At 63.7% G+C, this 25,962-nt stretch carries 27 protein-coding genes; 9 read left to right on the top strand and 18 right to left on the bottom strand.

The annotated features are described in order from the left end of the window. Positions 1-35 precede the first annotated feature (35 nt). From AC0L3N_RS04620 to AC0L3N_RS04610, 3 genes are all read left to right on the top strand, one after another. A complete protein-coding gene (locus AC0L3N_RS04620; protein ID WP_123149786.1) occupies positions 36-362 on the top strand; it encodes an ArsR/SmtB family transcription factor in 327 nt (108 codons plus the stop codon). Positions 363-463: 101 nt separating this feature from the next. After that, the gene (locus AC0L3N_RS04615) at positions 464-2,350 is read left to right on the top strand and encodes an ABCB family ABC transporter ATP-binding protein/permease (RefSeq protein WP_473545969.1); all 1,887 of its coding nucleotides are present in this window, start codon (positions 464-466) and stop codon (positions 2,348-2,350) included. An 89-nt stretch (positions 2,351-2,439) separates the two neighbouring features. Next, the gene (locus AC0L3N_RS04610) at positions 2,440-2,787 is read left to right on the top strand and encodes an antibiotic biosynthesis monooxygenase (RefSeq protein ID WP_473545967.1); all 348 of its coding nucleotides are present in this window, start codon (positions 2,440-2,442) and stop codon (positions 2,785-2,787) included. Positions 2,788-2,792: 5 nt separating this feature from the next. Here the strand turns inward: AC0L3N_RS04610 and AC0L3N_RS04605 are convergent, their stop codons facing one another. Next, complete coding sequence (locus AC0L3N_RS04605) at positions 2,793-3,665, bottom strand: SMP-30/gluconolactonase/LRE family protein (RefSeq protein WP_473545965.1); 873 nt, start codon at positions 3,663-3,665, stop codon at positions 2,793-2,795. Positions 3,666-3,915: 250 nt separating this feature from the next. On the opposite strand from AC0L3N_RS04605, the gene AC0L3N_RS04600 reads away from it, so the two are divergent. From AC0L3N_RS04600 to AC0L3N_RS04590, 3 genes are all read left to right on the top strand, one after another. Beyond that, positions 3,916-4,614, top strand: a complete 699-nt coding sequence (locus AC0L3N_RS04600) for a phosphatidylserine decarboxylase (RefSeq protein WP_473545963.1) — start codon at positions 3,916-3,918, stop codon at positions 4,612-4,614. A gap of 3 nt (positions 4,615-4,617) precedes the next feature. Further along, a complete protein-coding gene (gene pssA / locus AC0L3N_RS04595) occupies positions 4,618-5,433 on the top strand; it encodes a CDP-diacylglycerol--serine O-phosphatidyltransferase (RefSeq protein WP_473545961.1) in 816 nt (271 codons plus the stop codon). Between the two features lie 263 nt (positions 5,434-5,696). After that, positions 5,697-5,960: a hypothetical protein gene (locus AC0L3N_RS04590; RefSeq protein WP_473545959.1), complete on the top strand. Its 264-nt coding sequence runs from the start codon at positions 5,697-5,699 to the stop codon at positions 5,958-5,960. 3 nt (positions 5,961-5,963) lie between these two features. Here the strand turns inward: AC0L3N_RS04590 and AC0L3N_RS04585 are convergent, their stop codons facing one another. Continuing rightward, on the bottom strand, positions 5,964-8,186 hold the full coding sequence (locus AC0L3N_RS04585; protein WP_473545957.1) for an AMP-binding protein: 2,223 nt from the start codon (positions 8,184-8,186) through the stop codon (positions 5,964-5,966). 176 nt (positions 8,187-8,362) lie between these two features. Continuing rightward, positions 8,363-8,770 (bottom strand): tautomerase family protein, encoded by a 408-nt coding sequence (locus tag AC0L3N_RS04580; RefSeq protein WP_123149782.1) that lies wholly within the window; start codon positions 8,768-8,770, stop codon positions 8,363-8,365. Positions 8,771-8,878: 108 nt separating this feature from the next. Here AC0L3N_RS04580 and AC0L3N_RS04575 point away from each other — a divergent pair, with 108 nt between their 5' ends. After that, positions 8,879-9,742: a LysR substrate-binding domain-containing protein gene (locus tag AC0L3N_RS04575; RefSeq protein WP_123149781.1), complete on the top strand. Its 864-nt coding sequence runs from the start codon at positions 8,879-8,881 to the stop codon at positions 9,740-9,742. Between the two features lie 153 nt (positions 9,743-9,895). Here the strand turns inward: AC0L3N_RS04575 and AC0L3N_RS04570 are convergent, their stop codons facing one another. After that, positions 9,896-10,771, bottom strand: a complete 876-nt coding sequence (locus AC0L3N_RS04570; RefSeq protein ID WP_473545955.1) for a DMT family transporter — start codon at positions 10,769-10,771, stop codon at positions 9,896-9,898. Between the two features lie 195 nt (positions 10,772-10,966). Here AC0L3N_RS04570 and AC0L3N_RS04565 point away from each other — a divergent pair, with 195 nt between their 5' ends. Further along, positions 10,967-11,191, top strand: coding sequence for a hypothetical protein (locus AC0L3N_RS04565; protein ID WP_473545953.1), 225 nt, complete (start codon positions 10,967-10,969; stop codon positions 11,189-11,191). 142 nt (positions 11,192-11,333) lie between these two features. Next, entirely contained in the window at positions 11,334-11,840 is a 507-nt protein-coding gene (locus AC0L3N_RS04560; protein WP_473545951.1) for an OsmC family protein, read from the top strand. 11 nt (positions 11,841-11,851) lie between these two features. Here the strand turns inward: AC0L3N_RS04560 and AC0L3N_RS04555 are convergent, their stop codons facing one another. The 14 genes from AC0L3N_RS04555 to AC0L3N_RS04490 form a co-directional block, all read right to left on the bottom strand. After that, positions 11,852-12,058: a hypothetical protein gene (locus tag AC0L3N_RS04555; RefSeq protein ID WP_473545949.1), complete on the bottom strand. Its 207-nt coding sequence runs from the start codon at positions 12,056-12,058 to the stop codon at positions 11,852-11,854. 130 nt (positions 12,059-12,188) lie between these two features. Then, complete coding sequence (locus AC0L3N_RS04550) at positions 12,189-12,818, bottom strand: hypothetical protein (protein WP_473545947.1); 630 nt, start codon at positions 12,816-12,818, stop codon at positions 12,189-12,191. Between the two features lie 81 nt (positions 12,819-12,899). Continuing rightward, the gene (locus AC0L3N_RS04545; protein WP_473545945.1) at positions 12,900-13,646 is read right to left on the bottom strand and encodes an SDR family NAD(P)-dependent oxidoreductase; all 747 of its coding nucleotides are present in this window, start codon (positions 13,644-13,646) and stop codon (positions 12,900-12,902) included. 112 nt (positions 13,647-13,758) lie between these two features. After that, positions 13,759-15,228 carry an amidophosphoribosyltransferase gene (gene purF / locus AC0L3N_RS04540; protein ID WP_473486683.1) on the bottom strand — a complete coding sequence of 490 codons (1,470 nt, stop codon included), beginning with the start codon at positions 15,226-15,228 and terminating at the stop codon, positions 13,759-13,761. A gap of 78 nt (positions 15,229-15,306) precedes the next feature. Further along, entirely contained in the window at positions 15,307-15,975 is a 669-nt protein-coding gene (locus tag AC0L3N_RS04535; RefSeq protein WP_473545944.1) for a CvpA family protein, read from the bottom strand. A gap of 27 nt (positions 15,976-16,002) precedes the next feature. After that, complete coding sequence (gene radA / locus AC0L3N_RS04530) at positions 16,003-17,406, bottom strand: DNA repair protein RadA (protein ID WP_128188121.1); 1,404 nt, start codon at positions 17,404-17,406, stop codon at positions 16,003-16,005. 125 nt (positions 17,407-17,531) lie between these two features. Continuing rightward, positions 17,532-19,022, bottom strand: a complete 1,491-nt coding sequence (locus AC0L3N_RS04525) for a replicative DNA helicase (RefSeq protein WP_123149771.1) — start codon at positions 19,020-19,022, stop codon at positions 17,532-17,534. A 206-nt stretch (positions 19,023-19,228) separates the two neighbouring features. Then, positions 19,229-20,197: a small ribosomal subunit Rsm22 family protein gene (locus AC0L3N_RS04520; RefSeq protein WP_473545941.1), complete on the bottom strand. Its 969-nt coding sequence runs from the start codon at positions 20,195-20,197 to the stop codon at positions 19,229-19,231. A 3-nt stretch (positions 20,198-20,200) separates the two neighbouring features. Beyond that, positions 20,201-20,524, bottom strand: coding sequence for a YnfA family protein (locus tag AC0L3N_RS04515; protein ID WP_473545939.1), 324 nt, complete (start codon positions 20,522-20,524; stop codon positions 20,201-20,203). A gap of 85 nt (positions 20,525-20,609) precedes the next feature. Continuing rightward, complete coding sequence (locus AC0L3N_RS04510; protein WP_473545937.1) at positions 20,610-21,899, bottom strand: class I SAM-dependent methyltransferase; 1,290 nt, start codon at positions 21,897-21,899, stop codon at positions 20,610-20,612. A 277-nt stretch (positions 21,900-22,176) separates the two neighbouring features. Beyond that, entirely contained in the window at positions 22,177-22,761 is a 585-nt protein-coding gene (gene rplI / locus AC0L3N_RS04505; RefSeq protein ID WP_095496637.1) for a 50S ribosomal protein L9, read from the bottom strand. Positions 22,762-22,971: 210 nt separating this feature from the next. Next, entirely contained in the window at positions 22,972-23,220 is a 249-nt protein-coding gene (rpsR, locus tag AC0L3N_RS04500; RefSeq protein ID WP_006203718.1) for a 30S ribosomal protein S18, read from the bottom strand. Then, positions 23,220-23,714 (bottom strand): 30S ribosomal protein S6, encoded by a 495-nt coding sequence (rpsF, locus tag AC0L3N_RS04495; protein WP_292204681.1) that lies wholly within the window; start codon positions 23,712-23,714, stop codon positions 23,220-23,222. Before rpsF ends, rpsR begins: the two co-directional genes overlap by 1 nt. A gap of 301 nt (positions 23,715-24,015) precedes the next feature. Further along, positions 24,016-25,941 (bottom strand): LTA synthase family protein, encoded by a 1,926-nt coding sequence (locus AC0L3N_RS04490; RefSeq protein WP_473545935.1) that lies wholly within the window; start codon positions 25,939-25,941, stop codon positions 24,016-24,018. Between the last annotated feature and the right edge of the window lie 21 nt (positions 25,942-25,962).

The following is a 25,962-nucleotide window of genomic DNA, read 5'->3' as shown; positions in this document are numbered from 1 at the left end:
CGGAAAGTTCGTTCATCGTCTATCGCCGATAGACGATGAACGCTCCCTTGACCGAGAAGACCTGTGGCTTCGCCGACAGCCAGTCCGTCGCCGCGAAGCTCGCCGCGCTTTCGCATCCGGCCCGGATCGAGATCCTCCGGCATCTGTCGGCCAGCCGCTCCTGCTGCTGCCGCGAGGTCGTCGACCATCTCGACCTGGCGCAGTCCACCGTTTCGCAGCACCTGAAGATATTGGTCGACGCCGGGCTGGTCCGCTACGAGCCGGACCGGCAACGCTCGCGCTATGAAGTCGACAGCGATGCGCTCGCCGATGTTTCCGCATCGCTGGCCGCGCTCGTTAATTCGTGCTGCTCCGGCCGCTAGGTCATGATCCCGAATCGAAGGACCGCGTCAGCGAAAAGTGGAAGCCGGTTTTCGGAAAAGATGACGGTCAAGTAGTAAGATATAACAAAAAGGCGATAAAAATGGCCGAAAAAACCGTTTCCGCTGAGTCCGGTTCGACCGTCAAGACATTGCGCAATCTTTGGCCCTACATGTGGCCGGCCGACCGGGCCGACCTCCGGGCGCGGGTGGTGTGGGCGACCGTGCTTCTGGTGGTCGCCAAGCTGACACTGGTTGCCGGCCCCTATTTCTTCAAATGGGCGACCGATGCGTTAGCCGGGGATGCCAAGTCGGTGCCGCCGCTGCCGGCCTTCCTGCTGCCGCCGGTCATGCTGGTCATCGCATACAATGTCGTGCGGCTGGTGCAGCTCGGTTTCAACCAGCTGCGCGACGCGCTGTTTGCCCGCGTCGGACAATATGCGGTGCGCCAGCTCGCCTTCCGCACTTTCATCCACATGCATCAACTGTCGCTGCGCTTCCATCTCGAGCGCCGCACCGGCGGCCTGTCGCGCATCATCGAGCGCGGCACCAAGGGCATCGAGACGATCGTCCGCTTCACCGTGCTCAACACCTTGCCGACCATTCTCGAATTCGCGCTGACGGCCGCCATCTTCGCCGTCACCTATGGCTGGAAATACGTGGCTGTGGTGGCGGTGACGGTCTGGCTCTACATCTGGTTCACCATCAGGGCGAGCGACTGGCGCATCGTCATTCGCCGCGACATGAACGACAGCGACACCGACGCCAGCACCAAGGCGATCGATTCGCTGCTCAATTTCGAGACGGTCAAATATTTCAACAACGAGAGCATGGAAGCCGAGCGCTTCGACCGTTCGATGGCGCGCTACGAGACCGCCGCCACCAGGATATGGACCTCGCTCGGCTGGCTGAACTTCGGCCAGGGCGTCATCTTCGGTCTCGGCACGGTTATCGTGATGTGCCTTTCGGCGCTGGAGGTGCAGGCTGGTACGCAGACGGTTGGCGACTTCGTCTTCATCAACGCCATGCTAATCCAGCTTTCGGTGCCACTCAACTTCATCGGCTTCATCTATCGCGAAATCCGCCAGGGCCTGACCGACATCGAGCAGATGTTCGATCTGCTCGATGTGCCGCAGGAGATCGTCGACAGGCCGGGTGCCAGGCCGCTGGTCGTCGGCGCCGGCAAGGTCGAGTTCCGCGACGTGCAGTTTTCCTACGATCCCAACCGCAAGATCCTGAAAGGCATCAGCTTCGAAGTGCCGGCCGGCAAGACGGTGGCCATTGTCGGGCCGTCGGGGGCCGGCAAGTCGACCATTTCGCGGCTCCTGTTCCGCTTTTACGACATCCAGGGCGGCAAGATACTGATCGACGGCCAGGACATTCGCGACGTGACGCAGGAGAGCCTGCGCGCGGCGATCGGCATGGTGCCGCAGGACACCGTGCTGTTCAACGACACCATCGCCTACAACATCCGCTACGGCCGCGTCGATGCCAGCGAGGAGGATGTGCACAAGGCGGCAGAGCTCGCTCAGATCGGGCCATTCATCGAGCGGCTGCCCGACGGCTACCGTTCGATGGTCGGAGAGCGCGGGCTGAAACTGTCGGGCGGTGAGAAGCAGCGCGTGGCGATCGCCCGCACCATTTTGAAGGCGCCGCCGATCCTGATGCTCGACGAGGCGACCTCGGCTCTCGACAGCCATACCGAACAGGAGATCCAGGCGGCGCTCGACCTCGTCAGTAAGGGCCGCACGACCATCGTCATCGCCCACCGGCTGTCGACGGTGATTTCGGCCGACGAGATCATCGTGCTGCAGGACGGCCAGATCGCCGAGCGTGGCACGCATGCCGCCTTGATGCGCAAGGCCGGTCTGTACGCGTCGATGTGGGACCGCCAGCGTGAGGCAACCGAGGCCGAGGAGCGGCTGCGCATTGCTCGCGAGCGCGACGAGTTCGGCGTCGTCGTCCGCCGCCGCCCCTCGGAAGTGAGCTGAAAATTCGTGCTTGACCTCAACTTAAGTTGAGATCGTAGACCGTTTTGGATCGCGGCGAGATGCGTCGTTCAAAAACGGAGTCAATCGATATGAGTAAGATAAATCAGGCAGTTAATGGCAGCAGTGTGTTCAGGGTGGACAAGTTTGTCGTTCCGGCCAACGCCCGCGAGGAGATCCTTGCCAAGGTCCGGATGACGCATGAGCTGTTGCGCCAGCAGCAAGGGTTCGTCCAGGATTTCCTGCTCGAGCAATTCTCGGGGCCAGGCGAGTTCAACCTTGTGACGATTGTCGAATGGCAAAGCCAGGCGGCCGTCGACAAGGTTGTACCGATCGTTATGGCCGCGCATGAGCGCATTGCCTTCAATCCAAAAGAGACGATCGCCCGGCTCGGCGTCAAGGCCGACATCGCCAACTATCACCGGATTCCCGGCGTGTAGGCTCTCTACGGCCAGCCGGCACCCGGTGCCGGAGCCTCGATGCTGAGCACCTGGCCGGTGCGGGCCTCGCTGATCATGTATTCGAAGCCGCGCCATTCGGCGGCGACGATGAACAGTGTCTTGCCGTCGGCGCCGCCGAGCATGCAGGCAAAGCAGCCGCGATCGGCATCGACACTCTCGAGCATTGCGCCGCCTTCGCGCACGCGCACGCAGTGCCGGTTGGGCACGTCGGCATACCAGATCGCGCCTTCGGCATCGAGACAGATGCCGTCGGGAAAGCCGTTGCCGAGGTCGGCCCATCGCCGCCGGTTGGCGAGGCTGCCATCGGCGGCGATGTCGAAGGCGGTCAGCCTGTTGGCGTGAGATTCAGCGACGATCAACGTTTTGTTGTCAGGCGTCACCGCCATCCCGTTAGCGAAGGCGATCTTGTCCGCTACCTGCCGCACCGACCCGTCCGGCGCAATCAGCACGATGGTGCCGGGGCCGAAATGCTGGCCGGGAGCCGGCGCCGGCCCACCGCCATTGACGTAGATGTTGCCGCGCCCGTCGACGACGATCTCATTCCAAGGGCTCGTTGAAAAACCCCGCAGATCGGCGTGGGTGTCCAGCGTACCGTCTGCTTCTTGCCGCAGCACCAGCCCCTCACGTCCGCAGACGGCGACCAGGCGACCGTCCGGCAGCCAGTCGATCGAATAGGGCAGGGTGGCCGGCACGGTGAGCATGACCTCACTGTTGCCGTCGGCATCGACGGCGATGATCTGGCCGGTTCCCCAGTTGCAGAACCAAAGCCTGCCATCATGCCAGCGCGGCGACTCGCCGAACGCCAGGCCGTTCATCACGACATTTGCTTCTTTGGCTGCTAATTTCTGCGACAGCATTGCGGGCTCCCAGGTTTCGTGCCGTAGGCGCCCCACTCGGCCGATATAAAGCGCCTCTCACCAAGGACGGGCGTGGATGCCGCGCGCCGACAACTGCGACGGTTTTTTCGCAAAGGCCGGATCGGTTCCAATATGCGTGAACCGGTACGTGCCCAACGCAACCGCCGCCGAACCGGCTTTCGCTCATTGTTGCGGCCACAGGGTGTTTCCGCTATTGAGGCCGGACCTGAAACTAGGCTGTTTCCATTCCATGGACCTCGTCGACACGATCAAGAAAACGTTCGTTCCGATCCATCGCGAGGGCTATCCGTTTATCGCCGCCTTCGCAGCGGTGACGCTTTTCCTCGGCTATTTCTCTTCGATCCTGTTTTGGGTCTGCCTCATCCTGACCGCCTGGTGCGTCTATTTCTTCCGCGATCCCGAGCGCGTCACGCCTGTCGACGACCGGCTGGTGGTGAGCCCAGCCGACGGCATCATCACGGCGGTCGGTCCGGCCGTGCCGCCGCGCGAACTTGGCCTCGGCGGCGGCGAGATGACCCGCATCTCGGTGTTCATGGACGTCTTTTCCTGCCACGTGAACCGGGCGCCGGTGCGCGGCCGCATCACAAGGATCGAGCATCGGCCGGGCCAGTTCCTCAACGCCGCACTCGACAAAGCGAGCGCCGACAACGAGCGCAACGGGCTGGTCATCGACAGCCCCAACGGCACGGTGGCCGCGGTGCAGATCGCCGGCCTGGTGGCGCGGCGCATCGTCTGCTGGGCCGAGACCGGCGGCGCGATCGGCATCGGCGAACGCTTTGGGCTGATCCGCTTCGGCTCGCGCGTCGACGTATTCCTGCCGCCGGCCGCAACGCCGCGTGTCGCCGTCGGCCAGACCGCGGTCGGTGGTGAAACCATACTGGCCGAATTCGGCGGCATTGCCGCAACGCCGCTCGTGCGGGTGTCCTGAGCCGTGGGCGCGCCGTTCAAGAAATTCGAGGCGCATGGCAGCGGCGGTCCGCGCATCCATGAAATCCCGATGCGCATGGTGCTGCCCAATCTCGTCACCGTGCTCGCCATCTGCGCCGGCCTGTCCGGCATCCGCTTCGGCTTCGAAGGCCGTTTCGAGCCGGCAGTGGTGATGGTGCTGCTCGCCGCCTTCCTCGACGGCATCGATGGCCGCCTGGCGCGGATGCTGAAGGCGACGTCCAAATTCGGCGCGCAGATGGATTCGCTGGCCGACATCGTCAATTTCGGCGTAGCACCCGCGCTGGTACTCTATGCCTTCCTGCTCGACCAGGCCGGCTCGCCTGGCTGGATTGCCGCGCTCCTGTTCACCATCGCCTGCGGACTGAGACTCGCTCGCTTCAACGTGCTCGACGAAGAAACAGATCGCCCGCAGTGGCAAACCGAGTATTTCGTCGGCGTGCCGGCGCCGGCGGGTGCAGTGCTGGTGATGCTGCCGCTTTATCTGTATTTCCTGCGGCTTGGCGTGGAGCCGTCCCGCCCTGCCGCCTTCGCCGCCGCCGGCTTCACCGTTCTGGTCGCCTTCCTGCTGGTCAGCCGGCTGCCGGTCTATTCCGGCAAGAGCCTGAAAGTCCCGGGCGACAAGGTGCTGCCGATCATCCTCGGAGTCGTCCTCTATATCCTGCTTTTGATGACCTACCCCTGGTGTACGCTGACAGCGTCGGTCGCCGGCTATCTGCTGTTCCTGCCGTTCAGCGTGCGCGCCTATTCCAGGCGCGCCAAGCGCGAGGGCGAGAAGGTGCCGCCTTCAGACATCGGCTGACAGGCCTGTCGCCAATTCGCTCCGACGGTCACCTCGAGCATTTGCAGCCAAGTGGAATCACTTGGCGTCGCAGAAATGCGGCTAAAACAAATAGATAGAGCGGGATGCCCAGTTCAATTCGGAGCATCCCGCTCTAGCGGGAACCTGCCGGGCATCTTGACCGTTTTGTCTCAGCGGGCGAGGCGAGCAACCTCGCGAAGCGCCTTGCTACAACCTCTCAAGCTGCTGTGCCAGGCGCAGGAGTTGAAGAAGAGTGAGGAGAAATGGCTGTCGTCCTCATTGGTGCGTTGCTCATTGTCGCTGGCGTTGTGTACATGGCTGGCGCAGTCCTATGGCGCGGGCGGCTCAGCGATCCGGCACCTGTTCGCGCGGCGCCGGATCGCTCGACGCCAAGTCTCGCAACGCCGGGCCCGACACTTGAGCCGCGGCGGCGCGGACTCGGTTTCCTTGGCCTGTCGCAGAACTGGCCGGGCCTACTGATGATGGCGGTCGGGTTCATCCTGCTGTTGTCAGTGGTGGTCCTCTAAGCGCTAAGCTGCCGCGCTGAGCCCCAGCCGGTCAATCGCCAGCTTGCGGGTCGAGACATAGTCGGTCTTGCCTGAACCCAGCACCGGGATTTCCTCCACCTTGACGATGTCGTTCGGCACCATCAAATCGGCGGCACCGGCTTGTCTGCCGAATTTGCGCAATTCATCGGGGTCGGCGTTATCAGCGGTGGTGACCAGCACGATGCGCTCGCCGCGGCGCCTGTCCGGCACCGCCACCACAGCGTGGTGCTCTTCCGGCCATAGCGACTGCACCAGCATCTCGACTGCGCCCAGCGACACCATCTCGCCGGCGATCTTGGCGAAGCGCTTGGCCCGGCCGCGAATGGTGATGAAGCCTTCGCGGTCGACCGAAACGATGTCGCCGCTATCGTGCCAGCCGTCGAGCGGTTGCAATTCGCCGGGCCTATCTGATGTCATGTAGCCCATCATCAAATTCGGCCCGTCGAGCCACAACCGTCCGGCGCCGCTAATGCCCTCGACCGGCTCGAGCTTCATGCGCATGGCCGGCAACAGCCGCCCGACCGTGCCGTCGCGGCCGTGGATGGCGGTATTGACGGCAACGACTGGTGACGCCTCGGTCAGGCCGAAACCCTCAATGATCTCGGCCTGAAAACGCTCTCGGTAGACGCGGCGTGTCTCCGGTTTCACCGCCTCGGCGCCGGCGACGATGAAGCGCAGGCTGGAAAAATCGCCGTCCTTGGCGGTGCGCGCATAGTTGGCGAGGAACGTGTCGGTGCCGAACATGACGGTCGGCCTTGCCTTGCGTGCGACCTCGGGGATCAGCTTGTAGTGGAGCGGCGAGGGATAGAGAAATAGTTTCACTCCGGTGACCAGCGGCAGGATGGTGCCGCCGGTGAGTCCGAACGAGTGGAACACCGGCAGCACGTTGAGCAGGATATCGGCCGGTGAGATGGTGATGCGGGCTTCGGCCTGCATGGCGTTGACGAGAAGGTTCCTGTGCGACAGCACCACCGCCTTGGGCGTGCCTTCCGAGCCTGAAGTGAACAGGATCACCGCTGGCTGGGCGGCATTCTGCGGCTGCAGCGGCCAGCGCCACAGCAAGGCGGCAGCGAGCTTGTCCAGTACGGTTACGCTGGCCCGCACATCCTCCAGCCACAACAGCTTGGCGCCGCCTTCTTCTACCGCCGCGACGATGTCAGCGAGGCTGGCCTTGTCGACAAAGGCGCGCGACGAGACCACGGTGCGGATCTCCGCCGTGCGCACGGCGGCGGTCACGCTGGCCGGGCCTGCGGTGTAGTTGATCATCGCCGCCACCCGGCTCGCCGACAACAGGCCAATGAGCGACAGCACGACGCCATTGGCGTTGGGCAGCAGCAGTCCAACCGCTTCGCCCGGCGCCGTCACCGCCTCGAAGCGGCGGCCCAGCACCCGCGCGCCGATGAACAGCTTTCTGTAGTTCAACGTGCCGCTGACCACGTCTTCGACGATAGGATGCGAGGCTCCGACACGGTCGGCGGCGTCGCGTATGGCGAGGAACAGGCCGCGGTTAAGATCGCTGCCGAAAAGCCGGGCTTCGGCGACACGGTCGAACAGCGCATTGGTGTTCGAGGATTGATCAGGATTTCGTGCCACCAGCTCGGCGATGGTCATTGGCTCCAGCACGCTGATCGACAGGCGGGGAAACCAGCGCCGCGGCGCCTTGTCCGCCGGCGTCAGCGATACCGGCAGGGTGCGCGCGCCGGCGACGAAGATCGGCACGATGCGGGCGTCGGCCTGCATGGCGATGCGGGTGACGGCGCGAAACAGGCGAAATGTCTTGATATCAGGCTCGACCGCATCCGGCAGATAGACGGCGAGGCGGCCCTTGCCCTTCAGCACCCGCACCAGCCGGCGGCTGACGAAGACATGCTCGGCGTTGAAAGCGATGGTGCGGCCAAGCTCGCGCCATGGTTCGAGCCAGGGCGATCGCGCCGAGACTTCGTCGAGGATGTGCAGCGTGTCTTCCGGCAGTAGTGACAGCATCAGCGCCGGTTCGAGACGCGACTGGTGCGAAATGACGTAAATGACCGGGGCGGCTGTTCTGCGGGCGATCTTGATACGATCATCGGCGACCCGGTAGGCGAGCTTGAAAGGCACGTAGAGCAGCGCCTGGGTGAAGCGCAGGCCGAGGCGGAATTTTTCCACCACGGCGATCAGCAGCCAGGCCGCGACGAGGCCCGCAAGCAGCGCCAGTGTCAGGGTCATGCCGCGTCTCTCCCAACGGATTCTCACGTCGCGGCTCTTTCCTGGCCGCTTCAATGAGAACCTAGACGAAGTGGGCTCAACGTCAATGCTGCTCGACCAGGGCTGGCTGCAGGCCTGTTACGCTTCACCGTCGCTAATATGACTTGCAGGATGAGCGTGGAACTGAACGGCGCCCTTCAAGCCGCTTTCAACCTCCCGCTGATGAAACGGAATTCCTGTGTCTTGCCGCCATAGCCATAGGCGGCGGCCGGCACTTCGTGCACGAAGGCGTAGCTTTCTTCGTGCATCTCACCCAGCATGCGGCCAAAGGCGGCGAAGATCGCCTTGAGATAGGCTTCCAGTTCGAGCTTGGTGTTGGTGCCGTCGACCACCTTGATGTCGAGCCAGAAGGTCTTGGCGCCGTGCTCGGCCAGCGACTTGCCGCCGGCGAACCAATGCTGCGGGTCGAGATAGGATATGGCGACCGCGGTGATGGTCGGATCCTTGCGCAGATGCATTGCGGTCAGTTCGGTCACTTCCCTGGCGATGCTGGCGGACAGAGCGGCATCGGGCCTGCCGGTGACGCTGACATTGATGATCGGCATAATTTTTCTCCTCGGGTTACGCGGCATCTCTTCGCAGAAATCTTTGCCATCGCTCTTTCACTATGAAAATCAAATTGTTTTTGGCAGACACTTAGATATTATCGAATTATGCAAATGCTCGACCCCGATCTCCTCAAAACCTTTCTCGCCTTCGTCGATGGCGGCTCGCTGGCGCAGGCGGCGTCAATTGTCGGCCGCTCGGCGTCGGCGGTGACCACGCAGATGCAGCGGCTTGAGGATATTGTCGGCGAACCGCTTCTGGTGCCGCAGGGGCGGGGCCGCGTGCTGACGCCGGCCGGGGAGGATCTGGTCGGCCACGCACGGCGTATCCTGGCAGTGCATCGCGAGGCGTGGCTGGCCCTCAAGGGCGTGCGGGCCGATGGGCGCGTGGCCATCGGCACGACACAAGATTTCGCCGACAGCGGCCTGCCGGATTTGCTCAGGGCCTTCGCCGTGAGTCATCCACGCGTCAGGATCGAATTGCGCGTCGGCCGCTCCGCCGAATTGGCGCAGGCGCTGCAATCCGGCACCCTCGATCTGGCGATCGCCATGCGCCAGGCGCCGGCGCCGGACGAAGTCGGCGTGCTCCGCGAGCCGATGGTCTGGCTCTGTTCGCAAAAGGGGCTGGTCTCGCGCCAGGACGAGCTGCCGCTGGCGCTGCTCGATCCGCATTGCGGCTTTCGTGAAGCAGCGATCGCGGCACTCGACACGACCGGCCGCCGCTACCGCATCGCCGCCGGCAGTGCCAGCCTGGCAGGACTGCGCACAGCGGTGAATGCCGGCATTGCTCTGACGCTCCGGACGGCGCGCTTTGCCCATTCCGGCATCGTCGAGGCACCGCGCGACCTGGGCCTGCCGCCGGTTCCCATCGCCGAGTTCGCCATCCGGCTGCGCCAGGATGCCGAGCCCCCGGCACAGCATCTGGCTGCACTGTTCAGCGGCAACCTTGCCTTGGCAGGCGCACCAAGCTGATTTCGCAAAAAGAAAAAGCCGACCTTGCGGTCGGCTCTAGGTTAGACGGGCCGAGGGGTTTGGGGGGACTTGGGGTGACCCGTCGAACCCAACAATGCTTGAACCCGATGATGGTTCCATGACTTTACAAATTTATTTCAGCGGCAGTTTTTCTCAGGCAGAGCGCTGCCTCGCCACGTGCCAGTCGCGCCCGGCATGGGCGAACACAGCGCAGAGCACGATGGCGCCGCCTATCATGCTGGCGGCCGGCGGGACTTCGGCCAGGAACAGGAAGGCGAACAGGATCGCGAACGGTACTTCAGCCGAGCCTAGCCGGCCGGATTCGGCTGCCGGGATGAGCCGCGCGCCCTCCGTCCACAGGATCGAGGCCAGCGCGAACGACATGCCGAACGCGGCGAGCAGCACTGCGTCTCTGGCCGAGACCGCCAATGGATCGGTGACGAACCAGCCGAGCACGAACAAAAGAAACGCCGATACCGCTCCGGCCCACACCACAGGCGTATCGCGGAAAGAGCGCACCATGATCATGTAGAGCGCGCTGCCGATTGTCATCAGCAGCGCCAGCCCGTCGCCAAACAGATGGCCGGTACCGAAGCCAGACCAGACCATGATCGCCACGCCGCTGAGCGACACGGCGGCGGCGGCAAGCGTCTGCAGGCGGAAGCGTTCACGAACCAGCACGAAGGCAAGCAGCGCGGTGACGAAGGGCGCGGTGGCGTAGATGATCGCGACATTGGCGACGAAGGTGAATTTGAACGCTGAGATGAAGGCGATGCTGGCCAGCGCGCCCTCGATCGCCAGCAGCCAGCCGCGCCAGCCGAGACGCAGGCTTTCACGCCTGCCGGAGCGGCGGCGGCGCCAAAGCACATAGAGAGTGATCAGGATCGAGCCGACGAAGCCGCGCCAGCAGGTGATGGTGAGCGGGTCGGCATGGATCGACTTGGTCAATACGCCGGTGAGGCCGAACACCGCCGCCGACGCCGAAACCAGGATGATGCCAAGGGTGCGCTCGGCGGCGGTGTCAGGCATGGTTAGGGATCCCGTCATGTCACCAGACTATGCTGCCTTGTCCTGACACCATACTGTCAGCAGGGGTTTGCCTACAGCCTTCTGCGGAAATGTTCGTTGCCGATGATCAGCAGGGTGAGGGCGTACGCTACACGGGCAGAACCCTGCGCGGCGCCGCGCCAGCGGCGAGCCCGCGTTGGGGCAGGGCTGGCGGCGGTGGTCGACCGCTTTCTGCTCACGCGCTCCTGCGCGATACTGGACCTGGCGGCTGTCGGCACCGACGAAGCGATCATCCTCTGCCCCGCCAATCACAGCCCGCCAACGTACGTCGCCCGGTACCCCGGCACTCCCGGCTACGAGGCCGTCGCCACCTGCCTGGCCTCACCCGAGGTGCGGGCGCGGACGGATGGCGTCATCGCGTGGCGGCCCCGGGTCGCATGAAAGGGCACCAGGTCTAACGACGTGGCAATGTCTGGACAGCTTGTCAGTCTGATCCAAATGTCGTGAAATCGAGGTTTAGGCCATACCGGATCCATTCGAGTATCATGACGAGCGATGAAAATTACTGCCGAAAGGGTTGGAGATGGACGCGACCGGACTAAAGGCCATGCAGGCGCCGCTCAAGGAGGCCTATCGCGATGACGCGTCGCGCGCGCTGATCACGCTTCGGGCCAAGGGCTCGATCGACGACCAGTCGATTGCCTGCAAGGTCGAGACCGGCAGGGCGCTCGCCGTTGCCGGGCTGCATCCGGCAACCGGCGGTTCCGGGCTCGAACTGTGCTCGGGCGACATGCTGCTGGAGGCGCTGGTCGCTTGCGCCGGCGTGACGCTGAAGGCGGTGGCGACGGCGCTGGAGTTCAAGCTCGGCGCCGCCACGGTGGAGGCCGAAGGCGATCTCGATTTTCGCGGCACCTTGGGTGTGGCAAAAGATGCCCCGGTCGGCTTCCGCGCCATCCGGTTGAATTTCAACCTTGACAGCGACGAGCCACAGGAGCGCATCGACGCGCTGCTCAAACTGACTGAACGGTATTGCGTGGTGTTTCAGACCATCAATACCAGGCCGGAACTGACGGTCGGCGCTCAGCGCTGAACGCGCGCCGGCTACTCACTTTCGCCCTCGTCGGCGAAGGGCGAGGCGCTCGGCACGCACTGCACCGACCAGCCGGCCGGCGCTGGCTGCTTCTGATATTCGGTGACGGCGGAGGTGCACTGTTCGCGGGTGTCGAACGTGCTGGGCAGCACCACCATGCCGCCTTGCGGGCCGGCAATCACCAGATACCAGACCAACGCTACGCTCGGAGCCGCCATGGGATTTCCTCGTTTGTTGTGGGAGTCGGGCGATCCTATCAACTCTGGGCAATCGACGAAAGCGCGGCCGGGCGCGGTGGTTCGCCACGGCATCACAGCCGGGTGAATGTCCTACGTCTGTTGGAACGGCTCAGTTTACGGCAAAGCAGTAGAACAGGCCGTCGCCGCCGGTGCTCCTCAGCGCCTCCTGGCTACAGCCGCCGCGTGAAGCGTGCGAGGAATTCCACGATTTGGCGGCGGCCGAATCGTCGAGACCGGTGCGGTCGTGATGGCCTGTCATTGCAGCACCTTCTGCTCCGCTGAGCGTCCAGTCGCCGCAGGTCTGGTCGGCGATTTTTGTGCCGTCGGGCTTGGAGCCGGTCAGCACGTCGTGGCGGTTGGGCTTGTCGCCGCGGCCGTTGACCACTTCGCCCTTTTCGTCGAGCGCCGTCTGCTTGGTGATGGCGTTGGCATCGCTATGCAGCGAAGCGGCATCGTCTGCGATCTTGACGCCCTTGGCGTTGAACCACGGTCCCTTGCCGATGCGATCGCGCGCATCGGTGTCGCTGGTCGAGAGATAGGCGCGCCATGTTTTGCCCGTGACGCCGGCGGCTTCGGCCAGCGAGGCGCAATGCGCATCGGCGCCCGCGAGGCCGCCGAGATCGGCGCCCTTGCCCGAGCCGACGCTGGTGACGAAGAAGCTCATCGTCGCATCCTGCGAGGATGCGACGCCGACGGCTGCCAGCGATGCAGCGGCGGTGACGAGAAGCAGTCTGCGCATGGTGGTCCTCCGTTTGGGAAAATCTGGCATTCCAACAACGTCGGTGGCGGCGCAATTCTTCCGTCAAAATGCGCGATGCGTCTACTCCGGCTGCCGGTAGGCAACAAAGCGGTTGTGCTTGGCTTGGAAGATCAGCCCGGTTTCCCTAAGCGCAGGGCTGGCCAGCGGTACGATGCGTTTGGCGATCTCTGAAGGATGCGGCAGCGTCTCCGGATCCTCGCCGGGCACCGCCTGCGCCCGCATGGCGGTGCGGGTGGCGCCGGGGTCGGCGGCATTGACCCTGAGGGCCAAGTTTTCCGTCTCATGCGCCCAGGAACGCATCATCGTCTCAACCGCCGCCTTCGACGCCGCATAGGGCGCCCAGAAGGCCCGCGCCGAATGGGCGGCGTTGGAGGAAAGCACGATGGCGCGGCCGGCATCGGAGAGCCTGAGCAACGGATCGACCGAGCGGATCAGCCGCCATGTCGAGGTGACGTTGATGGTCATCACCTTCTCGAAGGTCTTGGCCTCGACATGGCCGATCGGCGAGATGACGCCGAGCACCGCCGCATTGGCGACCAGGATGTCGAGCTTGCCCCAGCGTTCGTGGATGGCGCCGCCCAGCCGGTCGATGCCGGCCATGTCGGCAAGGTCGAGCGGCACAAGTGTGGCATGTCCGCCCGCCGCCTTGATCTGATCATCAAGTTCCTCCAGCCCACCGACGGTGCGGGCGACGGCGATGACATGTGCGCCGGCGGCGGCAAGTTCCAAGGTGATGAAGTAGCCGATGCCGCGTGAGGCACCGGTGACGACCGCGACGCGGCCGGAAAGGTCGAGGGCAGGGATCACCGGGCAGCTCCGAAGGTTAGCGCTCTATGATGTCAGGCAGGACAGAGGGGGCGCGACACAGCAATCGCGACGAAATTTGCAAACCGGCGAAATTCGCGGGTCGTAGCAAGACCTACGAACCTCCTGCCGCCAGCAGCGACAGCGTACGCACATTGTCCGAACCTTCGAAGTCGGCAAGCCGGGTCGGATATTGCCCGGTGAAGCAGGCGTCGCAGAATTGCGGCTGCTCATTATCGCGGCCGGCCTCGCCGACGGCGCGGTAGAGCCCGTCGATCGACAGGAAACCGAGCGAATCGACGCGGATGAACTCGGCCATCTCTTCCACCGACATGCGCGAAGCGAGCAGCTTCGACTTCTCCGGCGTGTCGACGCCGTAGAAGCAGGAAGCGCGGGTCGGCGGCGAGGCGATGCGCATGTGCACTTCCTTGGCGCCGGCATCGCGCACCATCTGCACGATCTTCTGGCTGGTGGTGCCGCGCACGATCGAATCGTCGACCAGCACCACGCGCTTGCCTTCGATCATGCGGCGGTTGGCATTGTGCTTGAGCTTGACACCCATGTGGCGGATCGAATCGCCAGGCTGGATGAAGGTACGGCCGACATAGTGATTGCGGATGATGCCGAGCTCGAACGGGATGCCCGCGGCTTGCGAAAAGCCGATCGCCGCCGGAGTGCCGCTGTCCGGCACCGGCACGACGATGTCGGCCTCGACCGGGCTTTCGAGCGCCAGCTCGGCGCCGATGCGCTTGCGAACTTCGTAGACGTTGCGGCCTTCGACCGACGAATCCGGACGCGCGAAATAAACATATTCGAAGATGCAGAAGCGGGTCTTCTGCGGCTCGAACGGAAACAGGCTCTCGATACCCTTGGCGGTGACGACGACCATCTCGCCCGGCTTCAGGTCGCGCACGAAACGCGCGCCGATGATGTCGAGCGCGCAGGTTTCGGAAGCCAGGATCCAGGCGCCGTCGAGATCGCCGAGCACCAGCGGCCGGATGCCGAGCGGATCGCGGCAGCCGATCATCTTCTTTGAAGTCATCGCCACCAGCGAGAAGGCGCCTTCGACCTGGCGCACCGCATCGATGAAGCGCGAGTTGAGATCGCGTTCCCTGCTGGTAGCAACCAGATGCAGCAGCGTCTCGGTGTCGGAGGTCGATGAGAAGATCGCACCCTGTTTCTGCAGCGCGCGCTGCACGGTCATGGCGTTGGTGAGGTTGCCGTTGTGGGCGACGGCGAAGCCGCCATCGGCGAGCTCGGCGAAAAACGGCTGGATGTTGCGCTGGCCGGCGCCGCCTGTGGTGGCGTAGCGCGTGTGGCCGATGGCGCGGTTGCCTTGCAGGCTGTCGATGACGCGCTGCTTGGTGAACGTATCGCCGATCAGGCCGACGTGATGTTCGACATGGAACTGGGTGCCGTCATAGGAAACGATACCCGCTGCTTCCTGGCCGCGATGCTGCAATGCATGCAGGCCGAGCGTGACGATAGCCGCGGCGTCCTGCCGGCCAAAAATACCGAACACACCGCATTCGTCATGGAAATGATCGTCAGCTTCGGCGGAAAGCAAGTCGTCTGCGTCTGCCATCTTCAGCTCCGCTAAAGTCGCTATATAGTGTGATGACTGCTCGAGAGCAACGTAGAGTTTGCGGCTTTCACATGATCGTCAGTTTGCCGGCGCCGGATTGGCCGGTGCATTGTCGGCCGGTGGCGCGTTGCTCTCGCTGCCGTCGAGCGCTGGAGCATCGTCGCCGGTTGCCGGTGCGTCCGCCGCTGGCGCGTCCGCCGCCGGAGGCGTCTCGGCTCCGGTCTCGGGTGCCGGCTGATTCGGATTGAGCCTGTTGAGGATCGCGTTTTCCGGATCCTCGGGCAGCAGGCTTTCGAGCTTGGCGCCGATCGATTCGAGCAGCGGCCGCGACTTGGCGTTGGCGACCCAGCCCGGAGCCTTCGGGCCGGCCAGCCAGTTGAAGAACAGCAGGGCCACCGCGACGACCAGGACGCCGCGCGCCGCGCCATAGAGGAAACCGAGCGTGCGGTCGAGCGCGCCGACCCTGGAATCGATGATCCAGTCGGCGAGTCTCATGGTGATGACGGAGACGACGATCAGCGCGACGATGAAGACGATGCCGGCGGCCACCACCATGGCAATCTTCTCATTGTCGACATAGGGCTGAACGTAAGGCAGGACCGGTTGGTAGAAGAAGAACGCCGCAGCCGCTGCCGCTATCCAGGAGACGACGGAGAGGATCTCGCGTGAAAAGCCACGAACCATGGCGAGCATCGCCGAGACCAAGGTGAAGCCGACGAGAATTCCGTCAAGCAGCGTAATCGGCATGTCTTTTGCCCCACTTCATGAGCCGCGTCACTCTTGCTCGTCGGCGCGGCTGCGCCGTGAGCCGGCTATGCGCGCCACGAGATCGGCAAGCTCGGTGGGCTGGAAAGCGCCGGCCCCTATCCCGCCGGCAAGTTCCTCGCTGCCCAAGGGCAGAACCGCGCTTCCAAAACCCAGCTTTTCGGCTTCCTTCAGGCGCTGCTGCGCATGCGCAACCGGCCTCACGGCGCCCGAAAGGCTGATTTCGCCGAAATAGACGCAATCGGCGGGAAGGGCAAGACCGGTGAGCGAGGAAACCAGTGCGGCCGCTACCGCCAGATCGGCAGCCGGCTCCGAGATACGGTAGCCGCCGGCAACATTGAGATAGACGTCATGGGTGCCGAAGCGGACGCCGCAATGGGCTTCGAGAACGGCGAGGATCATCGACAGCCGGGCACCGTCCCAGCCGACGACGGCGCGGCGCGGCGTGCCCAGCGACGACGGCGCCACCAGCGCCTGGATCTCGACCAGCACCGGGCGGGTGCCTTCCATGCCGGCGAAAACCGCGGCGCCCGGCGCTTTCGCATGACGTTCGCCGAGAAAAAGCTCGGACGGATTGGCGACCTCGCGCAAGCCCATATCAGACATTTCGAACACGCCGATCTCGTCGGTCGGTCCGAAGCGGTTCTTGACCGTGCGCAGGATGCGGTAATGGTGGCCGCCTTCGCCCTCGAAATAGAGCACCGCGTCGACCATATGCTCGACGACGCGCGGCCCGGCGATCTGGCCTTCCTTGGTGACGTGACCGACGAGCACGATCGCCGCCCCTGTGGATTTCGCATAGCGGATCATCGCCTGGGCGGCGGCACGCACCTGGGTGACTGTGCCGGGCGCCGAATCGGCCATGTCGGTCCACAAGGTCTGGATCGAATCCAGGATCACCAGGTCCGGCCGCTTGCCGTCGGCGATGGTGGCGAGGATGTCCTCGACATTGGTTTCGGCGGCAAGCTCCACCGGAGTATCGGCGACGCCGAGCCGCTGCGCACGCAGCCTGATCTGGGCAACCGCCTCTTCGCCCGAGACGTAGACGATGCGGTGGCCCTTGGACGCCAGTGCTGCGGCAGCCTGGGTCAACAGCGTCGACTTGCCGATGCCGGGATCGCCGCCGACCAGCAGGGCCGAGCCGCGCACGAAACCGCCGCCGGTGGCGCGGTCGAGTTCGCCGATGCCGGAGACGATGCGCGGCGCGTCCTCGATGTCGCCGGACAAAGTCGTGAGCACCACGGCGCGGCCCTTGCGGGCATTGCGGGTGTTGGCCGGACCCGAGCCGATGCCGCCGGACGTGCCTTCTTCGACCAGCGTGTTCCACTCGCCGCAGGCATCGCATTTGCCGGCCCAGCGCTGATGCACCGAACCGCAATTCTGGCAGATGAACTGGATGCGGGATTTAGCCAAAGTCTTACCTTCCGGCTCTCTGGCAAGCGTCGTGATCCTTCGCGCTCCCCTCTGTCCTGCCGGACAGAGGGGGGCGCCGTAGAGCGCTGCTATCCCGCATCTTGGGTGCGACGGCGGACAAGAGGCTACTCAAACCTCTCCGCAATATGATGCTCTTCGGCGAGGTCGGAGAAGCGGGTGAACTCGCCCTGGAAGGCGAGGCTGACCGAGCCGGTCGGTCCATGGCGCTGCTTGGCGACGATGACCTCGGCCTTGCCGCGCATCTCGTTCATCTCGTGTTCCCATTTGATGTATTCGTCGGTGCCCGGCTTCGGCTCGCGGTTCTTCAGGTAGTATTCCTCGCGGTAGACGAACATCACTACGTCGGCGTCCTGCTCGATCGAGCCCGATTCACGCAGATCGGAAAGCTGCGGGCGTTTGTCGTCACGGCTTTCGACCTGGCGCGACAGCTGCGACAGCGCGATGATCGGCACGGCAAGCTCCTTGGCCAGCGCCTTCAGGCCGGTGGTGATTTCGGTGATCTCCTGCACGCGGTTCTGCGAGGATTTGGCGCTCGACCCTTGCATCAGCTGGATATAGTCGATGACGATGACGTCGAGGCCGCGCTGGCGCTTTAAACGACGCGCGCGGGCAGACAACTGAGCAATAGAAATGCCGCCGGTCTGGTCGATGAACAGTGGGATCTTCTGCATGGTCTGCGAACAGGCGACCAGCTTTTCGAAGTCCATCTCGCTGATCTCGCCGCGGCGGATTTTCGACGACGGGATTTCGGTCTGTTCGGAAATGATGCGGGTGGCGAGCTGTTCCGATGACATTTCGAGCGAGAAGAAGCCGACGACGCCGCCATTGGCCGCCTTGAACGAGCCGTCGGCCTGTTGCGCCGGCACATAGGCTTCGGCGATGTTGAAGGCCATGTTGGTGGCAAGCGAGGTCTTGCCCATGCCGGGGCGGCCGGCGATGATGATCAGATCGGACGGCTGCAGGCCGCCCATGCGGCGGTCGAGATCGCGCAGGCCCGTGGCGACGCCCGACAGGTGCCCGTCGCGCATATAGGCGGCGTTGGCCATGTCGACGGCGGTTTTAACCGCGTCGGTGAAGCTCTCGAAACCCCCATCATAGCGGCCGGTTTCGGCCAGTTCGAACAGGCGCCGCTCAGCATCCTCGATCTGCTCGGACGGCGACATGTCGACCGGCGCATCATAGGCGATATTGACCATGTCTTCGCCGACGGTGATCAGCGCGCGTCGTGTGGCCAGATCATAGATGGCGCGGCCGTAGTCGGCGGCGTTGACGACGGTGACCGCCTCAACGGCCAGCCGCACGACATATTGCGCGACCGTCATGTCGCCGACCTTCTCGTCGGCAGGCAGGAAGGTCTTCAGCGTGATCGGCGTCGCTATCTTGCCCATACGGATGAGCTCGGCGGCTACTTCGAAGATTTTTCTGTGCAGCGGCTCGTAAAAATGGCCGGATTTCAGGAAATCCGAGACGCGGTAGAAGGCGTCGTTGTTGACGAGGATGGCGCCGAGCAGGGCCTGCTCGGCTTCGATGTTGTTCGGTGCCTCGCGATAGAGCGGTGTTTCCGCCACGCCGAATTTTCGTGCTGCCTCTGCCATGATGTCCCCGATTTCGATCCCGGTCTCTCGATATCAGAACGGGATAAATCGGTGATGACTTATCTGCATCAGTGCCCATCCAATCAGCTTTGGTGCCCGCGATTCACAGCCAAGATTTTTCGGTGGAAAGAATCTTGATTGACTCGAATCAGGATGGCGAGCGTAGCCGTTCTCGGGCGAGAACAAAACAGGAAAATAGCTGCCAATCACTCCGGCAGTGCGTCGCCCCAGTCGAGCCGCCGCGCGGCCTTGAACACATCGCCGTCGCGCTTGGTGAACAGTTTCTCGTCGGCACGGCCGTCCTTTTCGCAAAGTTTCAGCAGGACCTTGCCGGAGCCCGATTTCGGCGCTGCGATCACACGTGCCTGCGGTGGGGCAACAACTTGGCGGGAGGCGGCGACGTAGATGAATTTCTCGTCCTCCCATGGCACGTCGGCGTCTTTGGCCAGCCGGTGTAGGCGCGAACGCGCGACGCGCTGCGAAAAATGGCACCAGTCGGGCGGCACGAGCGGGCAGGACGCCTCATGCGGGCAAGGCGCAAGCACATGCGCGCCCGCTTCGATCAGCTGCCGGCGCACGGCAAGAATGCGCTGCCATCCGGCCGGCGTGCCCGGCTCGATGACCAGCAGCGTGTCGTCGGTCAGGTGCCAGAGCCGGTCGATGAGTTTTGGCAGCGACGCCGGTCCGATCTCGTCCAGCACATAGGCGCAGGTGACCACCTCGGCCGGCTTGAGATCGGCAAGGTCGATGGTGACATCGCCGGCCAGCCAGGCGATCCTGGCCGTCATCGCCTCAGTGGCAAGCGCCTCGCCGGCCCGGCGCACCGCGGCGCTCGCCTCGATCAGCACCGCCTGCTCGAGGTCGGGCCAGAGATCGAGCGCAGCCCAAAGCACGGTACCAGGGCCGGCGCCGACATCGAGCAGGGTTTTGGGCGCATAATCGGGCCTTGCCTCGCTGACCGCATCGAGGCTGGCACGGACGGCGGCATAGGTCGCCGGCAGCCGCGTCGCCAGATAGGCCCTAACCGCCAACTCCTCGGCCATGTGCAGGCGCCCGTCGCGCAGTTCGGCGCGGTAGCGGTCCGACAGCGTTTTTGCCGCTTGCTTCAGCGTCGGCAGCGGCACTTTTTCGAGGAGGCGCTCGACGCCCTGTCGAAGCGGGATAGGCAGTTCCATAGCTCAGGCACCCCGAGGTACGAGCAGGATGACCGAGGCGCCAACGATGCAGAGCGCGGAACCGGCGAGGTCCCAACGGTCGGGGCGTACGCCTTCCACCAGCCACAGCCATCCGAGCGAGGCGGCGATGTAAATGCCGCCATAGGCAGCATAGGCGCGGCCCGCCGCGCTGATGTCTACCAGCGCCAGCAGGAAGCCGAACAAAGCGAGCGAGACCAGGCCCGGCGCCAGCCACAACGGTGACTTTTCCAGCCGCCACCACGCCCAGATCGAAAAGCAGCCGGCGATCTCGGCAAGGGCAGCAACGATGTAGATGAGATAGGTCATGAAAAAAGGTCTCGCGGCGGCGACGAGACCTTTTTCAGCGTGCGGGCCGGCAATGGCAAGCGGCAATGGCGTGATCGCCGACAGTCTATTCCGTGTCTGCCACCTTGCGGCGTCGCGCGGGCTTGGCGGCAGGGGCTTTTGGGCGATGCCCCATGTCGCGCATCTCCAGCGCCTTCTCGCATTTGGCCATATAGTCGCGAGACATCGGCAGCGTGTCGTTCTTCTTAGCGATCTGGATCTGGAAGATCACCAGATCCTGCCAGCGGAAGGCTGCTTCCGAGGCTGCTAGATAGAACTCCCACATGCGGCAGAAACGCTCGTCATAGATCGCCTTGGCCCTGTCGCGATTGGCGGCGAAGCGCTCGCTCCAATGCCTCAGCGTCTCGGCATAATGTAGCCGCAGGATTTCGATGTCGGTGACGATGAGGCCCGACTTTTCGATCGCAGGCATTACTTCAGAGAGCGAGGGTATGTAGCCGCCGGGAAAGATGTATTTGCGGATGAAGGCGCTGGTTGCCCACGGCGCGCCGGAGCGGCCGATCGTGTGCAGCAGCATGACGCCGTCCGGCTTCAAAAGCGTCGCCGATTTGTCGAAGAAGGTGCGGTAGTGGTTGACGCCGACATGCTCGAACATGCCGACCGAGACGATGCCGTCGAAGCGCTCGTTGAGCTCGCGGTAATCCCTCACTTCGAAATGCACGCGGTTTTCCATGCCCTGCGCATGGGCGCGGTCGGTGGCGACGCCATGCTGTTCGGTCGACAACGTCACACCTTGCACGTCGACGTCGAAGGACTTGGCGAGATAGAGGCCGAGCCCGCCCCAGCCGGAGCCGATGTCGAGCACCGTCTGGCCGGCCTTCAGCCTGAGCTTGGCGGCGATGTGGCGCTTCTTGGCGGCCTGGGCCTCATCGAGCGTCATGTCCGGTTGCTCGAAATAGGCGCAGGAATACTGCATGTCCTCGTCGAGGAAGAGCCGGTAGAGGTCGCCCGACAAATCATAGTGGCGCTGCACGTTACGGCGCGCGCGCGCCGCCGTATTGATCTGCTGCAGGCGGCGGAAGGCGTGGCGCAGGCCCTCGATCGCCTTCGACCAGGTGGCGTCGATGCCGCCGCTACCCATGTTCTGGAAGGCGATGCGCATCACCCCCAGCACGCCGCCCTCGAGTATGTCGAGTTCACCGTCCATATAGGCTTCCGGCACCGCCAGCATCGGATCGAAGGTGATGGCGCGCTCGGCATGCGCGGTCTTGATGTGCATGTGCACCAGATCGCCGCTGCCGTCGCCGAAGATCACCGAGAGGCCTTTCGGTCCGGTGACTTTGAGGTTGCCGGTGCGCACCAGGCGGTCGAAAATGCGTTTCAGCAGAATATTCATGACCAATGTCCCCTCTCGGTCAGACACGCTGTCTTGGCGCATGACCCCGAAAATCGAAATCGATTTTCGGAAAGGATCATGCGCCAAACCAAAGTTCTACAGCATCCTTTCCGCGTCCAAAGGACGCGCGGCGCTGTAGTCTGCCTCAACATATAGGGGTTCGAAAAGTTCCTTTTGGCACAAAAATGCCCAGGCGAGGGGCCCGGGCATTGGTCCAGAAATGACTGGAAGCCGACGAAACGTTTTAAAGCGCCGCTCTGACGCTTGTGACGTGCAATCAGCCGTTGTCTTCGCCGCCTTCGAACTCGGCATTGGGGTCGAAGAAGTTGTCCGGGCGGGCATTGTCGTTGATGTCTTCGCCATAGATGGCTTCGGCGGTGGTCAGCGTCTCGCCCTTGGCTTGGCGCTCGGCTTCGTCGGCCGTGCGGGCGATGTTCAGCGTGATGGTGACCTCGACTTCCGGATGCAGCGCGATCGCCACATTGGTAAGGCCGATGGTCTTGATCGGCTGGTTGAGCAGGATCTGGTTGCGGTTGACCGAGAAACCTTCCGCCGTCAGCAACTCGGCGATGTCGCGGGTCGACACCGAGCCGTAAAGCTGGCCGGTTTCGCCGGCCGAACGCACCGCGATGAAGCTCTTGCCGTCGAGCTTTTCCGAAATCTGCATGGCTTCGGACTTGCGCTCGAGGTTGCGGGCTTCGAGCTGGGCGCGCTGGCCTTCGAATTTCTTCTTGTTGGCTTCGTTGGCGCGCAGCGCCTTGCCTTGCGGCAGCAGGAAGTTGCGGGCGAAGCCATCCTTGACCTTGACGGTATCGCCCATCTGACCGAGGCGGGAAACGCGCTCGAGAAGAATGACGTCCATGGTTTTGTTCCTTCGTTTAGGCGCCAAATCGCTGGCATCGACGCCGAATTGTTTGGAACAGGTCAGGAAGCTGAGGGCGTCGCCGCCTGTGTCGCTGTCCTGCCTGTCGCGGCAGTTAGAGGTCTTCACCTCAACCCGGGATTTGATGGCAACCCCGCGGCGCCCGTCGCCGTGGGAAAAGCGGGCGGCGAACCGCCCGCTGAAAGAGTGCTAGCGAACCACGTAGGGCAGCAGGCCGAGGAAGCGGGCGCGTTTGATCGCCTTGGCGAGCTCGCGCTGCTTCTTCTGGCTGACGGCGGTGATGCGCGACGGCACGATCTTGCCGCGCTCGGAAATGTAGCGCTGCAGCAGACGTACGTCCTTGTAGTCGATCTTGGGCGCGTTGGCGCCGGAGAACGGGCAGGTCTTGCGGCGGCGGTGGAACGGGCGCCGGGTCGGGATCTGGTTGATGTCGACCATTATTCTGCACCCCCTTCAACACCTTCGCGCGGACGGCGCGGACCACGTTCTGCACCGGCGTCGCCACCGAAGCTGCGCGGCGGGCGATCGCCACGGTCGCCGCGATCGCGGTCGCCGAACGAGCGCGGGCCGCGGTCACGGTCGCCGAAGCCGCCGCGTTCCGAGCGCTCCTCGCGCTTCTGCATCATCGCCGACGGGCCTTCCTCATGCGCATCGACCTTGATGGTGAGGAAGCGCAGCACATCCTCGGACAGGCCCATCTGACGCTCCATCTCGTTGAGTGCGGCCGGCGGGCAGGTGATGTCCATCAGCGTGTAGTATGCCTTCCGGTTCTTGTTGACCCGGTAGGTGAGGGACTTCAGTCCCCAGTTCTCGACCCGGCCGACGGACCCGCCATTCGCGGAGATGACGCCCTTGTACTGTTCGACAAGCGCATCGACCTGCTGCTGCGAGAGGTCCTGCCGGGCAAGAAACACATGTTCGTAAAGAGCCATATTGTTCTATTGCCTTTCTTCGTTTCTCTCCCGGTTCCCGGCGGCAAAAGCCTCTGCAACTTCTCTGACCCGCCGATCCCTAGGGGGCGGGGAAGAAAGGAGCATGACGAGACGGTCGAGAGCGGAGACACGGGAGGCGGAAGCGCTTCTGGCTCCACACGAAGGTTTCGAAAAAACCTCCGGCCCTCCGTTCAGCCCCCAGCAAGGACCGGCAGATTGCGGGCGTCTATACAGGAATTTGGCCGCAAGACAAGGGCGAGCCGAAAATCCGCCGCCGCGAGGGCGACATGTCGCGGCATCTTCAGCTTGTATGCGGAACGAGCTTCTTCACCGTTTCCGGGAAGAAATCGGGCGCTGCGCGGCGCTTGCCGAACATCATGTCGTATTGCAGCAAACGGAAATCGCGAATGGCCGGGTCGATTTTCTTCTTGCGCGCCCAGTCCGGCGTGGCCTCGCCCGCCGGCGTCATCAACAAATTGCGGTCGACGACGCTGTAGCGCTCGCGCATCTGGCCGAGGAAGCCGGTGTAATAGGGGTGGCTGATCCCGGCCGTGGTCAGGACATGGTAGGGCAGAAAGACTGGACTGACAGTGCCCATGTCCGCGACCGGACCGGTGCGGTTGGACCATACGATCAGCGGTGTTCGGTGATGCAGCAGCATCTGGTCGGGCGGCTCCTTGCGTGGCGCGACGTTATCCTTGAGGAAGCCGGTCTCGACATAGACAGGACCGAGCGGCGGCAGATGGTCGCCGAAGAAGGCGATGACCGTCGGTCGCCGCCGGTTCTTCGCCCATTCGATGAGGCGCTCGAGGCTCTTGTCGGCGTCGGATGCGCCTTCCGTGAAGCTCAGCAGCGAATCCTTTGCCCACTGGCTGGTCGGAGCCTGCACCTTATGGGTCGGATTGTAATAGCGATTCGGTTCGTAGGGTCCGTGGTTTTGCAGGCTGACGGCGAAGTAGAAGAACGGATCGTCCGTGGCGTCGGCTTCGCGGATGATCTCGTCGGTCATTGCCGCGTCCGACGCTAGCGGCCCGCGCTTTTCGAGATATGGCATGTTTTCTTCGGACTTGAAGTCATCGAAGCCGAACTCCGCATAGACCGGCGTTCGGTTCCAGAACCAGCTTGTGCCCGGATGGATGGCGCGCGTCTCATAGCCCTGGCTCTTCAGGAACGTCGCCATCGACGGCACCGGCGCGCGGACATATTGCTGGTAGGGGATGCTGCCGGCCGGCAGGAAGGCGTTGGAAAGGCCGGTCAGCGCCTCGAACTCGACATTGGCGGTCATGCCGCCGAATTCGGGCGAGAATACGTGGCCAGAGCGCAGCGCCCGCACGTTGGGAATCGGATCGGGCGTGATGGTGACGCCGGGCAGTTCGGTCGGATCCCAGAAGGATTCGCTCATGACGATGATGATATCTGGCTTCTCGGTCGGTACCGATGCCTTCACATCAGGCCTTTCGATCGCCGCGATCGCTTTGTCGGAGTAGCCGGCAGGCGCGGGGACATGGGCCATCGGCACGTTGAGCGCGAAGGCCAGTGCGAAGCCGTTGGAGGCGTAATTTTCCTTCTGGTCCCACATGATCGGGATGATTTGCAGCCGGTCGCGGGTCCACGAGAACGTCGCGTAATCCATGATCGACACGAAGAAGGCGAGCAGCGGCACGGTCAGCGTCAGCCTGGCCAGCCGCCCCTTGCGACCGAGCGCCGGTACCCGGCGGCGCCACAGCCGCCAGCCATAAACGAGCAGCGAGAGGCTGCCAACGATGCCGACCGCCAGAGCGATGGCGGTTCCCGGACGTTCGCGCACCAGAAGCGGCATCAGCGCTACGATCTGGCGTGAATAGAGGAAATCGGTCGGATAGAGCGGATCGCCGAGATAAAGCGATTTCTGATGGCCGACGAAGGCCAGCGCCAGGGTCAGCGGCGCGACGATAATCAGGCTCTGGTGGCTGCGGCCGAGCACTGCGTCGAGGCCGATCAGAATCAGCGCGAAGATGATGATGGTGGTCCAGCCCGGCTTGAAGGGCTGCAGGAAGAATGCGACGGTACCGGCAAAGTCGCCGCGCACGATCAGTTCGATCGCAAAAACCAGGATGGTGGCGGCGAGAAGGCTGACGAGGCCATAACGGATAAACGGCCATTTCCGGCCCGGCAGATAGCCGGTGGCCGGATCGCCTTCCAGAAACTGTGGCGCGGCTTTGCCAGCGCCCTTCCTAGTCCTTGCCACCTTACAATTCCCCCGACCATA

It is taken from the genome of Mesorhizobium sp. WSM4807 (genome assembly GCF_055811615.1).
This window is presented reverse-complemented; position numbering and strand designations above follow the sequence as displayed.

Excerpts from the sequence above, each read along its gene's own strand:
- purF (WP_473486683.1), bottom strand. The coding sequence starts at position 15,228 with ATGGCAGACGCAGACGACTTGCTTTCCGCCGAAGCTGACGATCATTTC.
- AC0L3N_RS04555 (WP_473545949.1), bottom strand. The coding sequence starts at position 12,058 with ATGGCGGCTCCGAGCGTAGCGTTGGTCTGGTATCTGGTGATTGCCGGC.
- AC0L3N_RS04515 (WP_473545939.1), bottom strand. The coding sequence starts at position 20,524 with ATGACCTATCTCATCTACATCGTTGCTGCCCTTGCCGAGATCGCCGGC.
- AC0L3N_RS04525 (WP_123149771.1), bottom strand. The coding sequence starts at position 19,022 with ATGGCAGAGGCAGCACGAAAATTCGGCGTGGCGGAAACACCGCTCTAT.
- AC0L3N_RS04535 (WP_473545944.1), bottom strand. The coding sequence starts at position 15,975 with ATGCCGATTACGCTGCTTGACGGAATTCTCGTCGGCTTCACCTTGGTC.
- AC0L3N_RS04560 (WP_473545951.1), top strand. The coding sequence starts at position 11,334 with ATGGACGCGACCGGACTAAAGGCCATGCAGGCGCCGCTCAAGGAGGCC.
- AC0L3N_RS04620 (WP_123149786.1), top strand. The coding sequence starts at position 36 with ATGAACGCTCCCTTGACCGAGAAGACCTGTGGCTTCGCCGACAGCCAG.
- AC0L3N_RS04610 (WP_473545967.1), top strand. The coding sequence starts at position 2,440 with ATGAGTAAGATAAATCAGGCAGTTAATGGCAGCAGTGTGTTCAGGGTG.
- AC0L3N_RS04550 (WP_473545947.1), bottom strand. The coding sequence starts at position 12,818 with ATGCGCAGACTGCTTCTCGTCACCGCCGCTGCATCGCTGGCAGCCGTC.
- AC0L3N_RS04575 (WP_123149781.1), top strand. The coding sequence starts at position 8,879 with ATGCAAATGCTCGACCCCGATCTCCTCAAAACCTTTCTCGCCTTCGTC.
- rpsF (WP_292204681.1), bottom strand. The coding sequence starts at position 23,714 with ATGGCTCTTTACGAACATGTGTTTCTTGCCCGGCAGGACCTCTCGCAG.
- AC0L3N_RS04580 (WP_123149782.1), bottom strand. The coding sequence starts at position 8,770 with ATGCCGATCATCAATGTCAGCGTCACCGGCAGGCCCGATGCCGCTCTG.
- AC0L3N_RS04600 (WP_473545963.1), top strand. The coding sequence starts at position 3,916 with ATGGACCTCGTCGACACGATCAAGAAAACGTTCGTTCCGATCCATCGC.
- AC0L3N_RS04615 (WP_473545969.1), top strand. The coding sequence starts at position 464 with ATGGCCGAAAAAACCGTTTCCGCTGAGTCCGGTTCGACCGTCAAGACA.
- AC0L3N_RS04570 (WP_473545955.1), bottom strand. The coding sequence starts at position 10,771 with ATGCCTGACACCGCCGCCGAGCGCACCCTTGGCATCATCCTGGTTTCG.
- rpsR (WP_006203718.1), bottom strand. The coding sequence starts at position 23,220 with ATGGTCGACATCAACCAGATCCCGACCCGGCGCCCGTTCCACCGCCGC.
- AC0L3N_RS04520 (WP_473545941.1), bottom strand. The coding sequence starts at position 20,197 with ATGGAACTGCCTATCCCGCTTCGACAGGGCGTCGAGCGCCTCCTCGAA.
- AC0L3N_RS04605 (WP_473545965.1), bottom strand. The coding sequence starts at position 3,665 with ATGCTGTCGCAGAAATTAGCAGCCAAAGAAGCAAATGTCGTGATGAAC.
- AC0L3N_RS04585 (WP_473545957.1), bottom strand. The coding sequence starts at position 8,186 with ATGACCCTGACACTGGCGCTGCTTGCGGGCCTCGTCGCGGCCTGGCTG.
- AC0L3N_RS04590 (WP_473545959.1), top strand. The coding sequence starts at position 5,697 with ATGGCTGTCGTCCTCATTGGTGCGTTGCTCATTGTCGCTGGCGTTGTG.
- AC0L3N_RS04510 (WP_473545937.1), bottom strand. The coding sequence starts at position 21,899 with ATGAATATTCTGCTGAAACGCATTTTCGACCGCCTGGTGCGCACCGGC.
- rplI (WP_095496637.1), bottom strand. The coding sequence starts at position 22,761 with ATGGACGTCATTCTTCTCGAGCGCGTTTCCCGCCTCGGTCAGATGGGC.